Source organism: Massilia sp. 05N420, assembly GCF_056397205.1.
Genome location: NZ_JBFTMX010000001.1, coordinates 158,278 through 172,822, shown reverse-complemented (window position 1 = coordinate 172,822; position 14,545 = coordinate 158,278). Strand labels below are relative to the sequence as shown.

The window sequence follows — 14,545 nt, the reverse complement described above, 5'->3', positions numbered from 1 at the left end:
GAACTCCTTGCGGGCGCTACCGATGGGTAGCGCACTGTATGCAAGGAGTCTATTGATTTAGCTCAGGAAAATCCTTGACCTGCATCAAAAACGGCCGACCTTAAACACCGACAAAGCCTGCGACAGATGGCTTGCCTGTTCGGCCACATTCGCCGACGCCGCCGCCGCTTCCTCGACCAGGGCCGCGTTCTCGCGCGTGATGCCGTCCAGGTCGCGCATGGCGGCGTTGACCTGGGCGATGCCACCGTGCTGCTCGCGCGAGGCGACGGTGATTCCGTGCATGATCCTCGCCGCTTCCTGCACCGAGGCGACCACTTCGCGCATGGTCTGCCCGGCGGCGCCCACCAGTTCGTCGCCCTGCCCGATCTGCTCGACCGAATCCTCGATCAGGCGCTTGATTTCCTTGGCCGCGCCGGCCGAGCGCTGGGCCAGCGAGCGTACCTCGCCGGCGACCACCGCGAAGCCGCGGCCCTGCTCGCCCGCGCGGGCCGCCTCGACGGCCGCGTTCAGGGCCAGGATATTGGTCTGGAAGGCGATGCCATCGATCAGGCCGATGATGTCGACGATGCGGGTGGCCGAGCCGCTGATCTGGTCCATCGTCGCGCCCACCTGCTGGACCGAGACGCCGGCGCGGTCGGCCACGCTGGACGCCGTGTCCACCAGGCCGTCGGCACGCACCGCGCTGTCGGTGTTGTTGCCGGCCGCGGCGGCCACCTGGGCCAGGCTGGCAGCGGTCTGCTCGAGGCTGGCGGCCTGGGACTCGGTGCGGCGCGCCAGGTCCTGGTTGCCGGCGGCGATGCCGCGCGTGGCGGACTCGATCAAGGCGACGTTGGCGCGCACGTCGCCGACGATGGCGGTCAGGTTGACGTTCAGCTGGCGCAGCGCCAGCAGCAGGCGGCCGACTTCGTCGTCGCGGCCCACCGGCGGCAGGTGCGAGAGGTCGCCGCCGGCCAGTGCGTGGACCGCGTCCTGGGCCTGCCGCAGCGGGCCGACGATGGAGCGCTGCAGCTCGGCCCAGGCCAGCAGCGTGAGCAGCGCGCCGGCGCCGGCCAGCACGCGCCAGACGGTACCGTCGGCGGCGGCCGCCAGCGCCACCAGCAGGGCCGACTGGGTGCCCAGCATCAGGCCCAGGCGCCGGCCCAGCGGCAGGTTGCGCAGGGCACGCAGGCGGCCCTGCAGGCCAGCCCGGACCACGGCGCCGCGGCGGATCGCCAGGCCCTGCGCCTCCCCATTGCGGAAGCGACGGTACAGCGCTTCGGCGGCCTTCACCTGTTCGCGTTCGGGGCGGGTGCGCACAGACATGTAGCCGACCGTGACGCCGTTCTCCTTGACCGGCACCACGTTCGCGACCACCCAGTAGTAATCGCCGTTCTTGCGGCGGTTCTTGACCATGCCGGTCCAGGGCAGGCCGGCCTTCAGCGTCTGCCACAGGTCGGCGAAGGCTTCGGGCGGCATGTCGGGATGGCGGACCACGTTGTGGGCCTTGCCGATCAGTTCTTCGAGTTCGAAGCCGCTGACCTCGATGAAGCTGGGATTGACGTAGGTGATGCGTCCCTTGGTGTCGGTTTTGGAGACGATGGACTGGCCATCGGTGAGGATGTATTCGATGCCGGTGACCGGCAGGTTGGTGCGCACGACAAACTCCCTTGTTTCTGTACGGCAATACTTCTAACACGCGAAGTGTACAGACGTCAATCAAGTCAATTCCTTGATCTACATCAAAAACATTGAAGAAACATTTTGTAATCCCCCAAAGTTCGACAGCTAACCATGGGAGAGGCGAAAATACGGTACCCTGCGCTCATGTGCCCGCTCATGCTTTTTTCGATAGATCTCATCCGCCGCCGTTGATGAACGATATTTCCTCCCTGACACGGCATCCCGATGTGCTGTACGGTCCGCACCAGCCCGAGCTGCTGCGTGACGAAATCCTCGCCGACCTGCTGGAAGCCAGCGCCCGCCGCGCGCCCGGCCAGACCGCCCTGATCGCCGGCGACCGCCGGCTCAGTTACCGCGAACTCGACGAACTGGCCAGCCTGGCCGCCTCGCGCCTGATCGAGGCCGGCATCGGGCCCGGCGACATCGTCGGCCTATGGATGCCGCGCGGAATCGACCTGCTGCTGATGCAGGCCGCCATCGCCAAGGCCGGCGCCGCCTGGCTGCCGGTCGACGAAGACACCCCGGTCGAACGCCTGCTGGTGTGCATGGAAGACGCCGGTTCGCCGGCCCTGGTGAGCAGCGAACGCATGGGCGAGCGCCTGGCCACGGTCGACCGCCCCATCCACACCGCGGAAAGCCTGCTGGCGCCCGCCCCCGCCGGCTACGAGCTCAAACGCCGCGGCAAGGTCGGCGGCAGCGCCCCGGCCTACGTCATCTATACCTCGGGGTCGACCGGCAAGCCGAAAGGCATCCTGATCGACCAGCGCAGCATCTGCCACTTCCTGCGCAGCGAAAACGAAGTGCTGGGCGTGCGGGCCGACGACACGGTCTACCAGGGCTTCTCGGTCGCCTTCGACATGTCCTTCGAGGAGATCTGGATCTCCTGGCTGGTTGGCGCCACCCTGTGGCTGGGACCCAAGGAGACGGCCGGCGATCCCGAAGCCTTGCCGCGCCTGCTGCAGGAAAACGGCGTCACGGTGCTGCACGCGGTGCCGACCCTGCTGGCCCTGTTTGCCGAGGACGTCCCTGGCCTGCGCATCATCAACCTGGGCGGCGAGATGTGCCCGGAAACCGTGGTCGAACGCTTTTCGAAGCCCGGCCGCCAGATGTTCAACACTTACGGCCCGACCGAAGCCACGGTCTCGGCCAGCCTGGCTTCGCTCCATCCGGGACGCCTGATCACGATCGGCAAGCCGCTCCCCAATTACGGGCTGCTGGTAATCTCCACGGATACCGAAAAGGGGCTGCAGATCCTGCCGCGCGGCGACACCGGCGAGCTGTGCATCATCGGCCCGGGGCTTTCCGCCGGCTACCTGGGCCGCCCCGACCTGACCGCCGAAAAATTCCAGGCCAATCCCTGGAGCGCCAGCGCCGACGACACCCGCCTGTACCGCACCGGCGACCTGGCGCGCATCGAGCCGGACGGCGAAGTGGTCTGCCTGGGCCGCACCGACGACCAGGTCAAGATCCGCGGCTTCCGCGTCGAGCTGGGCGAAATCGAAGCCGTGCTGGCCCAGCAGGACGGCATCGGCACCACCGCGGTCCTGCTGCGCAAGGACGACGGCATCGACCGCCTGGTGGCCTACCTGGTGCCGGCCCTTGGCGCCACCGGCGAGCAGCTGGCCGCCTCCACCTTGCGCAAGGCGCTGGCCGCCCGCCTGCCGCCGTATATGGTGCCGAGCCGCTTCGAAGTCCTGAACGTGATGCCGCGCCTGACCTCGGGCAAGATCGACCGCAAGGCGCTGAAGGCGATGGCGCTGAGCGCGCCGCTGCCCAGCGACGCCGCCGAATCGGACATCGCCGAAACCCCGGCCGAGGAAGCCTTGTTCGCGGCCCTGGCCCAGCTGTTCCCGGGCCAGCCGATCCGCCGCGAGCTCGATTTCTTCAGCGATCTCGGTGGCCACTCCTTCTTCGCCGCGCGCCTGGCCACGGCCATGCGCAGCGATCCGCGCTTCGCCCACATGACGGTGCGCGACATCTACCAGCAACGCCAGATCGGTGCGATCGCCTCCGGCCTCGATCAGGCCGCCGGCACCGCCCAGATGGAGCAGGACTGGACCCCGCCGCCGGAAGCGCGGCGCTGGGCCTGCGGCCTGGCCCAGCTGGCGGCGGTGCCGGTGCTGGTGACCCTGCGCATGGCGCAGTGGCTGGCGCCCTTCTTCACCTACCACTTCATGACCGGCGACCCGGGCGACTCGACCCTGCGCGCGGTCGCGGCCTCGATCGGCGTGTTCCTGCTGGCGACCTTGATGGAATTCGTGTTCGCCGCCGCCGGCAAATGGCTGGTGGCCGGCCGCCTGAAGCCCGGCAGCTATCCGCTGTGGGGCATGACCTATTACCGCTGGTGGCTGTCCGACCGCCTGGTCGAAGCCGCGCCCACCTATCTGCTGGCCGGCTCCTCGCTGTACGCCTGGTGGCTGCGGGTGCTGGGCGCGAAKGTCGGCAAGGACGTCGTGATCGGCTCGATGACATTGCGCTCGCCGGACCTGTTCACCCTCGGCGACAACGTCAGCATCGGCAACGGCGTCAACTTCGAGAACGCGCGCGTCGAACGCGGACGCCTGCTCCTCGGCCACATCACGCTCGACGACGACGCCTGCGTCTCGTCCTACGCCATCCTCGAAGGGAATACCCGGGTCGGCCGGCGCGGCCACATGGAAGGCCAGTCGGCCCTCAGCGACGGCGCCATGGTGCCGGACGGCCGCGTGTGGTCCGGCTCGCCGGCGCGCGACGCGGGCGCCTTCGATCCCTCCATCCTGCCGCCGCGGCCGCGCGCTTCCCGCCTGCGGCTGGCTGGCGAAGCGCTGTTCTTCGTGTTCGGCATCCTGCTGGTGGCGACCCTGTTCTTCATGCCGGTCTTCCCGAGCTTCGTGCYGATCGACTGGTTCGACGAACGCGGTACCCTGGCCTGGATGCAGGCCAACACCATCCACGGCCAGCTGGTGCGCTACTTCGTGCTGGCGCTGCCGGCCAGCGCCGTGCTGATCTTCCTGACCATGCTGGTGTCGGCGGCGATCCGCTGGGGCTTCCTGCCGCGCATGCAGCCGGGCCGCTCGGCCGTCCACTCGAACACCTATTGCAAGAAGTGGCTGGTCAGCCACATCCAGGAATCGAGCCTGAACGTCCTGCACGGCATCTACGCCACCGTGTTCGCGCCCTTCTGGTACCGCCTGCTGGGCGCCAAGGTGGGCCGCGACGCCGAGATCTCGACCGCGCTGGGCGTGGTGCCCGACATGCTGACCCTCGGCGACGAGACCTTCATCGCCGACGCCGTGATGCTGGGCGACGAGCAGATCGACGGCGGCTGGATGACGATGGAACCGACCGTGGTCTCGAACCGCAGCTTCGTCGGCAACGGCAGCTACATCCCGGACGGCACCGTGCTGCCGGAAGGGGTGCTGGTGGGCGTGCACACCCACGCCCCGGCCAATGAACGCATGACGGGCGGCGACACCTGGCTCGGCTCGCCGCCGATCCACCTGCCGGCGCGCGAACAGGTCAGCGGCTATCCGGAACACCTGACCTATCGCCCATCAATGGCGCGGCGCCTGGGCCGCACTCTGGTGGAAGCCTTCCGCATCGTCGCGCCGCACGCGGTGGTGATCGCGGTAGGCTATACGGTGGTGCTGGACCTGATGCCGCTGGCCGGCGCCGGCCGCTGGGGCGAAGTGATCTGGTACCTGGCCCTGATCGGACTGGCCTACGGCATCGGCAACTACCTGTTCGTGCTGGCCTTCAAATGGCTGCTGCTGGGCCGCTACAAGAAGCGCGCCGACCCGATGTGGACGCCCTTCGTCTGGCTGTCCGAGGGCGTGACCAATATGTACGAGGGCATTGCCGTGCCCAACTTCATGCGCTACCTGCGCGGCACGCCCTGGCTGCCGCTGGCTTTCAACATGCTCGGCTGCCGGATCGGCAAGGGCGTCTACATGGACACCACCGACATCACGGAATTCGATTGCGTGACGATCGGCGACCACAGCGAACTGAACGCCCTGTCCTGCCCGCAGACCCATTTGTTCGAAGACCGCGTGATGAAGATCGACCAGGTCGAAATCGGCAGCAAGGTGTACGTGGGCCCGCGCAGCGCGGTGCTGTACAGCGCCCGGGTCGGCCACAACGCCCGCATCGGTCCGCTGACCCTGGTGATGAAGGGCGAGCACATTCCGGATGCCACCGCCTGGTCCGGCCTGCCGGCCGCGCCACAACGAAGCTGAGCGGGCCCGAGGAGGATATCGATGGAGGACGCCGCCGCAGTTCCCGTTCAATGGATGCTGCTTCCCCCGGCCGCTGCTGGCGGCCGGGGGTTTTTCGCCGAGCCTGCCGGACCTTGTCGGTTAGTTGCAGATTTTGAGGTCGGCGTCATCGGCATCCAGGGCGATTCCGACCGCGACCATGCCCGGCGGGCGATCCGCGACGCCATCGTCGCCGCGCTCGGGCAGTTGAGCGGCCTGCCGCTTGAACGCATCGTCCTGCGCGCCGAACCAGGGGTGCCGCCCTATGCGGTGCTGGATGCGCCCTCCGGCCTGCGCCGCGCCTGGCTGGCGATCAGCCATGACGGCGCGCTGTCGGTGGCGGCGATCTCGCTGCGGGGCGCGGTCGGCATCGACGTCACCCAGGTCTTTGACGCCGCCGCCTTCCCCGACTGGGAAGCGGTGGCGCGCGATTTTCTCGGCCCTGAGGTGGCGGAAAGGCTGATTCCACTGCCGCCCGACGAGCGCATGCTGGCCTTTGCGCGCGCCTGGACCGAACGCGAGGCGCGCCTGAAATACCTGGGCCGCGAGCTGGTCGAATGGAGTGAGGACGGCGATGCTCCATTGCGTGCGAGCCGCTGCCTGGCGCTCGCCCTGCCCGAAGGCTATGTGGGAGCGCTGGTACTGCCGCCGAGCTAAGCCATTTCCAATGCATTCCGGGTAAGATTGCAGAATGGACAATCTCACCCACTCCGTCGTCGGTCTCGGGATCGGCGCCCTGATCGACCGCAGCCTGACCGCCGAACCTTACGTGGAACACCGCCGCGTACGCTCGCGCATGCTGCTCACCATCGGCTGCCTGGCCAGCAACTTCCCCGACCTCGACCTGGTGCTGACCGGCCTGCTCGAACCGCCGCTCGGCTATCTGCTGCACCACCGCGGCCACACGCACACGCTCGTGGTCGCCCTCGCCGAGGCCGCTCTGCTGCTGGCCCTGGTCTGGCTGCTGTGGCCGTCCGCGCGGCGCCTGCTGCGCGAGAGTCCGACGGCGCGGCTCGGCGCCCTGCTGGCATCAAGCGCCGGGCTGCTGCTGCACATCGGCATGGACAGCCTGAACGTCTACGGCGTGCATCCCTTCTGGCCCTTCGACCCGAACTGGTATTACGGCGACCTGGTCTTCATCGTCGAACCGGTGTTCTGGATCGCTTTCGGCGTGCCGCTGGCGGAGATGATCCGCAGCCGTCCGCTGCGCCGGCTGTGGCTGGCCGTGATCGCCCTGGTGCCGCTGGCGGCTGCCGTGCTGGGCTTCCTGCAATGGGGTTCGCTGGCCGGCCTGGCGGCGCTGGGCCTGCTGCTGGCCTGGATCCAGCGCCGGAACGACGAACACCACGGCGAGACCCGCGCCGAACGCGGATGCATGGCGCTCGGCGCCGGACTGGCGGCCGCCCTGCTCTTCGTCGGCGTGCAAGCGATGGCCCTGCAGCAGGCGCACGCCATCGTCGACGCCGAACTGAAACGCATCGATGCCGGCGAGCGCCTGCTGGACACGGCGCTGTCGGCCTACCCGGCCAATCCGCTGTGCTGGTCCTTCGTCACCGTGGCCCGCACCGGTACCGACGCCGCCGGCACCGTCCACCTGCGGCGCGGCATGCTGAGCATCGCGCCCGGCTTGAGCCCGGTGTCGCACTGCCCTGTGCGCATCGCCGGTCCCGCGCTCGAGGACGCGCCGCCGCAGATTGCCTGGCAGGCCGAAGACCGCCAGCCGGTGGCGGCGCTGCGCAAGCTTGCTTCCACCAACTGCCATGTGAATGCCTGGATGCGATTTGCGCGCGCGCCTTCGCTGGCCGACGGGGTGGCGACCGATGTGCGCTGGGGTGAGCCGGGTAGCCGGAATTTCTCGACCATGGGGTATGCCGGGTTGGCGCAGGCGCCCTGCCCGGCCCGGGTGCCGGGGTGGGCTTATCCGCGCGCCGACCTGCTGCGGGGCCACTGAGCTGGACCCCGGCCCGGCGCGGCCGTCAGTCCTTGCGCAGCACGACGTGCGTCGCCGAGGGCGTCGGCAGGTGCTCGGTGCAGCGGAATCCCATGCTGCGAAGATCGAGGCCTCCAAACAGGGATTCGCCGGATCCCAGCAATACCGGGGCAATCGCCAGGTGCATCTCGTCCACCAGGCCGGCCTCGAGGTACTCGCGTACGGTCGCCACGCCGCCGCCCAGGCGTACGTCCTTGCCGTTCGCGGCGCGGCGGGCTTGCGCATAGGCGGACTCGATGCCGTCGGTGACGAAATAGAAAGTCGTGCCGCCCTTCATCGCCAGCGGCGCGCGTGCATGGTGGGTCAGCACGAAGACGGGGACGCGATACGGGGGTTCGTCGCCCCACCAGCCTTTCCACTCGTCGTCCGGCCATGGACCGCGGATTGGACCGAACATATTCCTGCCCAGGATCCATGCGCCAAGATTGTCGAAGCCGCGGGCTGCAAAATCCTCGTCCGGACCATCCACGCCCTTGCCTTCGTTTCCTGTCATGCGCTGGAAAGTACGGGTGCCGCGGAACCACTGGTGCAATCCGCCCCCGCCTTCACCCATGGGATTTTCCAGGCTCTGGTTCGGGCCGGCGCCAAAGCCATCGAGCGACACGGAAAAACACTTTACCTTTAGTTCGGACATTCCTTCTCCTCCTGATGTTGCGCTTGATGTTCGGGCAGGTTCAGCAGGGACCGTTGCCGGGCATAGCCGAAGTACACCACCAGGCCGAGCGCAAGCCATGCCAGGAAGGCGGCCCAGGTGGTCCTGCTCAGGAAGGCCATCAGTACGGCGCAGAACACGATCGCGAGCACCGGCACGACGGGCACTCCAGGGCAGCGGAAGGCGCGGTGCAGGTCGGGGCGCTTCTTGCGCAGCACGATGACGGCGACCGAGACCAGGCAGAAGGCCGCCAGCGTGCCCATGTTGACCAGTTCGCCGAGCACGCCGAGCGGCACGACCGCGCTCAGCAAGCCGAAGATGAGCCCGACGATCCAGGTGGCGAAGAAAGGCGTGCCGAAGCGCGGATGGATCTCGGACAGCTTATGCGGCAGCAGGCCGTCACGCGACATGGCGAACAGGATGCGTGTCTGGCCGTAGGCCATCACCAGGATCACGGTCGTCATGCCGAGGATGGCCCCGACGTCCACGAAGGCGGCGAACCAGGTCTCGTTAGCGTATTGAAGCGCCAGCGACACCGGATGGTCGATGCCGAGGAACTTTGCGTAGGGAACGATGCCGGTCATGATGGCGGTCACGATGATGTACATGATCGTGCAGGTCGCCAGCGTTCCGATGAGGCCGATCGGCAAGTCGCGCTCGGGACGCTTCACTTCTTCGGCGGCCGAGGTGACGGAATCGAAGCCGATGAAGGCGAAGAACATGAGAGCGGCGGCGCTCAGCGTGCCGCCGGCGCCGTTCGGCATGAAGGGGTGCCAGTTCGACGGATGGACGTGGCGGGCGCCGACGCCGATGAACAGCAGGACCACGCCCAGTTTGATGATCACCATGATGTTGTTCACGCGCGCGGATTCCCGCACGCCCAGCGACAGCATCCCCGTAAGTACCATCATGATGCAGAAGGCCGGCAAGTTGAACCAGGTGTGCTGCCCCGGCACCGCCCCGGGCGCGCCACGCAGCGACTCCGGCAGGGACAGGCCGAAGCTCGTCATGAGGGACTGGAAATAGCCGGACCAGCCTACCGCCACCGCGGAGGTCGCCAGGCCGTATTCGAGCAGCAGGTCCCAGCCGATGATCCAGGCAACCAGCTCGCCCATCGTCACATAGCTGTAAGTGTAGATGGACCCTGCGACCGGAACGGTCGAGGCGAACTCCGCATAGCACAGGGCCGCCAGTCCGCAACAGACGCCGGCGATGACGAAGGAGAGCGTCAAGGCGGGTCCGGCCGTGACGGCGCCCGTTCCCGTGAGGACGAAAATTCCGGTCCCGATCACCGCGCCTATCCCCATCAGTATCAGGTCGAATGGCCCCAGGACTTTCTTCAGGCCTCCCGGCTTGCGGCTGCTGGCCATTAAATGGTCCAGATTCTTTGTTCTGAATAAGCTCATTTGCGCTCTCTTTCAAGGTTTATGGCAAAGCCATACCGGGATGCCAGTTGCGTGAACGTCTTTGCGCCTCATCGATTTGCTGCGCAGTCATGTGGCGCGCCAGGTCGTCGCGCTGCTCGCCGGCGTTGCGGTGGCCGCTTGCCGCAGCGAGATCCCACAGCATATAGGCCGTGACCGCATGCTCCGGCACGTCGGCCACGTGGTGCCGAACCATCAGGCCGAGGGCATACTGGGCATCCGGCTGGCCAAGCTGCGCGGCCTTGCGGAACCACGACACTGCCAGCTTCTGGTCCTGCGGGACGGCATTGCCGGTGTAATACATCGCGCCGATCACGTACTCCGCATCGGGCACGCCCTGCAGCGCCGCCTTGTAGTGCCATTCGAAGGCCTGCCTGTAATTGCGCGGCACCCCGCGGCCCATGAAGTACATCAGGCCGAGCAAATGCTGGGCGTCTGCATTGCCGCCCCGGGCAAGCGGCGCGATTTCCTTCAGCGCCAATTCGTAATCGTGCTCGCGATAGGCCGCGGCGCCCGCGGCGAAACCCGCGATCGCGGGGCAGTGCAGGCCAAGCACGAGAAATATTGCAGCAATCGGCGTTTTCATTGTGTCGTCGGGTGATGGGTCATACCGGTTGCAGTGGTTCGATTCCTTATCGACGAACGAAGAAACGGATTTCGACAGACCATGAAAGATTAATTAGCGCCTTGACTATAATCAGCACACTGGCACCAAGAAAGGGCCAGCCGATGCCGATCTGATAGGACTACCTGTGGACTATGGTCTCCTGCTCGCCGATTTCGAACGCCACCACGATGTTGACGGCTGGCCGCGCCAGCGCAAGGTCCACGCCAGCCTGCGCGCGGCCATCCTGGATGGCCGCCTGGCGGCCGGCCACCGCCTCCTGTCCACCCGGATCCTGGCGCGCGAGCTGGGTATCGCCCGCAACACCGTGTTGTACGCCTATGAGCAACTCATGGCGGAGGGACTCCTGCTCACATCCCGCGGCGGCACGGTGGTGGCGCCGGTGGCGGTTTCCACTCCCGCAGGGATCGGATCGGAGCTGCCGCCGTCGGCCCTGTCGCGCCGCGCGCAAGCGCTGACCGGCATGGCCTCGCCCGGCGTGTTGACCGGGGCCTTCGCGCTCGGCGTGCCCGCGCTCGACGCGTTTCCCATGGCGGCCTGGCGCCGCGCACTCGACCGTGCCTGGCGCGAAACCGGTCCCTTCGAGTTCGATTACTGCGACCCTGCCGGCCTGCCGGTCCTGCGCAAGGCGATCGCGGACTACCTGCAGGCTGCGCGCGGCGTGCGCTGCGACGCCGCACAGGTCGTCGTTACCAATGGCACGCAGGCCAGCCTGGAGCTCTGCGTCCAGCTGTTCAGCGATGCCGGCGACACTGCCTGGATCGAGAATCCGGGCTACCTCGGCGCGCTGTCGGCGTTTCGCGGGGGCCAGCTGCGGTCGGTCGGCATCGCGGTGGACGGCGAGGGCATCGCGCCGGCCGACGAAGACTGGCGGCGTACCCCGCCGCGGCTGATCTATACCAGCCCGTCGCACCAGTATCCGAGCGGGGGTGTGCTGGGCATGCGCCGCCGGCTTGCGCTATTGGACAGCGCGGCCCGTGCCGGCGCCCTGATCATCGAGGACGATTACGACAGCGAGTTCAGGCACGACGGCCCGGCGCTGCCCGCGATGCAAGGCCTCGCGCCATCCGCGCCGGTGATTTATCTCGGCACCTTCAGCAAGACCATGTTCCCGGCCATGCGTACCGGCTTCATGGTGCTGCCGGCCGGCCTGGCCGAAGCTGCGCGTCCGGCCCTGGCCCGCCTGCCCATGCATGGGCGGGTGCCTGAACAGCGCGCCCTGGCGGCATTCCTGAACGACGGGCAGTTCGTACAGCACCTGCGCCGCATGCGGCGCCTGTACCGCGAGCGGCGCGATGCCCTGCTCGATGCCCTGGGCCGGCATTTCGGCGATATGGCGGCGGTCCATGGCGCCGGCACGGGCATGCACCTGGCGCTCCGGTTTGCCGATCCAGACTGGCGCGATGACCGCATCAGTGACGCAGCACGGGTTGCCGGCATCACCGCGCATTGCCTGACACGGCATGAAACCGGCTTGCGCAAGACAGGGTGGACCGGCCTCCTGCTTGGCTACAGCCAGGTGCCGGCGACGGAAATCGACGAGGCGGCGAGGCGGCTTGCGAAAATTTCATGTCGGCGCCCGCCTGAATCCGGTGCGTAGAAGTCACAAACCGTTGCGTTCTGGTAACCCGAGACTATTGCGCATAAGCACTAACTGCTAGACTCTCCGGCTATCCTTCAAGCATCAGGAAAGTTCATGAAGACGTACCGGGTTCGCCCGAACCCCAGCCTGCTGGCCGCCGCACTGGCCGGCATCGCCTGGCATGCCGCCGGCGCACAGACCGTCACGCCAGGCGCCGCCGGCGATGGCATCCAGGAAGTGATCGTCACCGCGCAACGCAGCGCCGCACCCGAATCCAGGACCCCGGTGGCGATGAGCGTGCTCACCGGCGAGCAGCTCGCCAAGCTCGGCCTCGACGATCCGATGGCGATCGGCGACCGCCTGCCGAATACTTATTTCCAATACGGCAACGACGGCCTGCGCATCACGATCCGCGGCGTCTCGAGTGCCGACAATACCGAAAAGGGCGATCCCTCGGCCGCCTTCATGCTCGACGGCGTCTACATCGCGCGTCCGCAGAGCCAGACCGTGTCCTTCTTCGACGTCGACCGCATCGAAGTGCTGCGTGGTCCGCAAGGCACGCTGTACGGCCGCAATACCACGGCCGGCGTGGTCCACGTGATCAGCAAGACGCCGGTGCCCTGGTTCGAAGGCGAGGCGCATGCGGAAATCGGCAGCTACGACAGCCGCAAGCTGGGCGCCACCGTCAACGTGCCGGTGAGCGAGACGCTCGCGCTGCGCGCCGCGGTCGCCGCCAATCAGCGCGAGTCGTTCCTGCGCAATGCCCAGGGCACGCCCTACCACCTTGGCCTCGACCGCGACGACTGGTCCGCCCGCCTCTCGGCCAGACTGGGCCTGGGCAGGGACGGCTCGCTGCTGCTGCGCTACGAGCACACGCAGAACGACGCCAGCAACGACGACAGCCTGCCCGACACGAATTTCTACCGCGGTGCCGCACAGGGCGCGCCGGTCTGGTTCGACGCTCCCGCCGCGCAGCGCCTGACGAACGCCTTCATCGCGCCGAACATGCGTCCCGAACAGGGCTATACGCACAAGACCACTTCGGCGCTGTCGGCGGAGCTGAACTGGGACCTGGGCGGGTTCAACGCCACCTGGCTGGGCTCGCACCGCGATTTTTCGAACAACTACCTGTACAACTATTACTACCGGGTGGTGCCGACCTTCGCGATCGGCCTGCGCCATGACTTCAACGGCGACTACAACCAGGACTCGCACGAGCTGCGCTTCGCCACCAAGCCGGGCGGCCGCCTGAACGCCCAGGGCGGCCTGTACTGGTTCCGCGAAGACGCCAGCAACCACTACGTCTACCGCGACATGGAGCCGATCGGCCTGACGCCCTACTACGTCTGGGACATCATCCCGTCGGTGTCGCGCAGCCGCGCCGTATTCGGCCAGGCCACCTACCCGGTGACCGACAGCCTGCGCCTGACCGCCGGCGCCCGCTACAACATGGACAATAAGTCGCGGGTCGGCACCATCGGCTACCAGCAGGCGCGCGCCTTCAATCCGGCCACCGACCTGCGCGCCCTCGACCACGGCGAGCTGTCGATCAACAAGACCACCTGGCGCCTGGGTGCCGAGCTTGATCTTGCACCGGGCAGCATGCTGTACGGGACCGCCGCCACCGGCTTCAAGGCCGGCGGCTTCAACGACGGCTGCGCGGCCGGTGATGAAAAGCTCGGCGTGCGCTGCAATGCGCTGAGCCAGGTGCCGGCCGCGGACCTGACTTACGCACCGGAGACGGTCCGCTCCTGGGAAGCCGGCGCCAAGACCCGCTTCTGGGGCAATCGCGCCAGCCTGAACCTGGCGGCCTTCCATTACGACTACCGCAACCTGCAGCTGTCGGCGGTGGCCTTCCACAACGGATCACCGGTCTACGTGACCAGCAATGCCGGCCAGGCCGTGGTCAACGGCCTCGAAGCCGAAGGCCAGCTGCGCCCCACCGCGGCCGACCGCTTCGACTATGCGCTGACCTTCACCGACGCCCATTACATCAGCTACTCGCCTGACGGCGTGCATTCCTGGGCCGGCGTGAAGCTGGACCGCACACCCACCCGCACCCTGTCGCTCGGCTGGGAGCACCGCTTTGGCCTGGCCGGCGGCGCGCTGGTGGCCGGCGTCCACACGCGCGCCAGCAGCCGCGCCCTGCTGACGGTGCCGACCCAGGCCCTGAAGTACTGGGTGCCGGGCCACACCGAGTCCGACCTGCGCCTGGCCTGGGAACCGCTGGGCGCCAGCTGGACCGTGCAGGCGCGCGTGCGCAACCTCGAGAATGAAGTGCGTCCGACCACCGTGAACAGCTTCGGCATGGCGCTGCCGGGCGAGCCGCGTACCGCCGACCTGCGCGTCGACTACCGCTTCTGAGCAGGGAACCCGCC

The 14,545-nt window shown here is 67.6% G+C and carries 9 protein-coding genes; 5 read left to right on the top strand and 4 right to left on the bottom strand.

Annotated elements, in window-relative coordinates:
• Window positions 1-84: 84 nt before the first annotated feature.
• Window positions 85-1,635 (bottom strand): methyl-accepting chemotaxis protein, encoded by a 1,551-nt coding sequence (locus AC1DIX_RS00775; protein WP_477321249.1) that lies wholly within the window; start codon window positions 1,633-1,635, stop codon window positions 85-87.
• 215 nt (window positions 1,636-1,850) lie between these two features.
• Here AC1DIX_RS00775 and AC1DIX_RS00770 point away from each other — a divergent pair, with 215 nt between their 5' ends.
• From AC1DIX_RS00770 to AC1DIX_RS00760, 3 genes are read left to right on the top strand one after another with little or no spacing between them, the layout of a single operon-like run.
• Window positions 1,851-5,876, top strand: a complete 4,026-nt coding sequence (locus tag AC1DIX_RS00770) for a Pls/PosA family non-ribosomal peptide synthetase (protein ID WP_477321247.1) — start codon at window positions 1,851-1,853, stop codon at window positions 5,874-5,876.
• A 54-nt stretch (window positions 5,877-5,930) separates the two neighbouring features.
• Complete coding sequence (locus AC1DIX_RS00765) at window positions 5,931-6,551, top strand: 4'-phosphopantetheinyl transferase family protein (RefSeq protein ID WP_477321245.1); 621 nt, start codon at window positions 5,931-5,933, stop codon at window positions 6,549-6,551.
• 34 nt (window positions 6,552-6,585) lie between these two features.
• Window positions 6,586-7,845: a metal-dependent hydrolase gene (locus tag AC1DIX_RS00760; protein WP_477321243.1), complete on the top strand. Its 1,260-nt coding sequence runs from the start codon at window positions 6,586-6,588 to the stop codon at window positions 7,843-7,845.
• A 25-nt stretch (window positions 7,846-7,870) separates the two neighbouring features.
• Here AC1DIX_RS00760 and AC1DIX_RS00755 read toward each other — a convergent pair whose 3' ends face one another.
• The 3 genes from AC1DIX_RS00755 to AC1DIX_RS00745 are packed head-to-tail and all read right to left on the bottom strand — an operon-like array spanning window position 7,871 to window position 10,546.
• Window positions 7,871-8,518 (bottom strand): dihydrofolate reductase family protein, encoded by a 648-nt coding sequence (locus AC1DIX_RS00755; protein ID WP_477321241.1) that lies wholly within the window; start codon window positions 8,516-8,518, stop codon window positions 7,871-7,873.
• A complete protein-coding gene (locus tag AC1DIX_RS00750) occupies window positions 8,506-9,942 on the bottom strand; it encodes an amino acid permease (protein WP_477321239.1) in 1,437 nt (478 codons plus the stop codon). Before AC1DIX_RS00750 ends, AC1DIX_RS00755 begins: the two co-directional genes overlap by 13 nt.
• Before the next feature lie 19 nt (window positions 9,943-9,961).
• On the bottom strand, window positions 9,962-10,546 hold the full coding sequence (locus AC1DIX_RS00745; protein WP_477321237.1) for a tetratricopeptide repeat protein: 585 nt from the start codon (window positions 10,544-10,546) through the stop codon (window positions 9,962-9,964).
• A 166-nt stretch (window positions 10,547-10,712) separates the two neighbouring features.
• Between AC1DIX_RS00745 and pdxR the strand changes: the two genes are divergently transcribed.
• Together pdxR and AC1DIX_RS00735 are read left to right on the top strand one after the other, a co-directional pair.
• Complete coding sequence (gene pdxR, locus AC1DIX_RS00740; RefSeq protein ID WP_477321235.1) at window positions 10,713-12,185, top strand: MocR-like pyridoxine biosynthesis transcription factor PdxR; 1,473 nt, start codon at window positions 10,713-10,715, stop codon at window positions 12,183-12,185.
• A gap of 96 nt (window positions 12,186-12,281) precedes the next feature.
• Window positions 12,282-14,531 carry a TonB-dependent receptor gene (locus AC1DIX_RS00735; RefSeq protein WP_477321232.1) on the top strand — a complete coding sequence of 750 codons (2,250 nt, stop codon included), beginning with the start codon at window positions 12,282-12,284 and terminating at the stop codon, window positions 14,529-14,531.
• Window positions 14,532-14,545 lie beyond the last annotated feature (14 nt).

Bases quoted from the DNA above. Each gene is read 5' to 3' on its own strand.
- AC1DIX_RS00760 (WP_477321243.1), top strand. From the start codon at position 6,586: ATGGACAATCTCACCCACTCCGTCGTCGGTCTCGGGATCGGCGCCCTG.
- AC1DIX_RS00765 (WP_477321245.1), top strand. From the start codon at position 5,931: ATGCTGCTTCCCCCGGCCGCTGCTGGCGGCCGGGGGTTTTTCGCCGAG.
- AC1DIX_RS00755 (WP_477321241.1), bottom strand. From the start codon at position 8,518: ATGTCCGAACTAAAGGTAAAGTGTTTTTCCGTGTCGCTCGATGGCTTT.
- AC1DIX_RS00745 (WP_477321237.1), bottom strand. From the start codon at position 10,546: ATGAAAACGCCGATTGCTGCAATATTTCTCGTGCTTGGCCTGCACTGC.
- AC1DIX_RS00735 (WP_477321232.1), top strand. From the start codon at position 12,282: ATGAAGACGTACCGGGTTCGCCCGAACCCCAGCCTGCTGGCCGCCGCA.
- AC1DIX_RS00750 (WP_477321239.1), bottom strand. From the start codon at position 9,942: ATGAGCTTATTCAGAACAAAGAATCTGGACCATTTAATGGCCAGCAGC.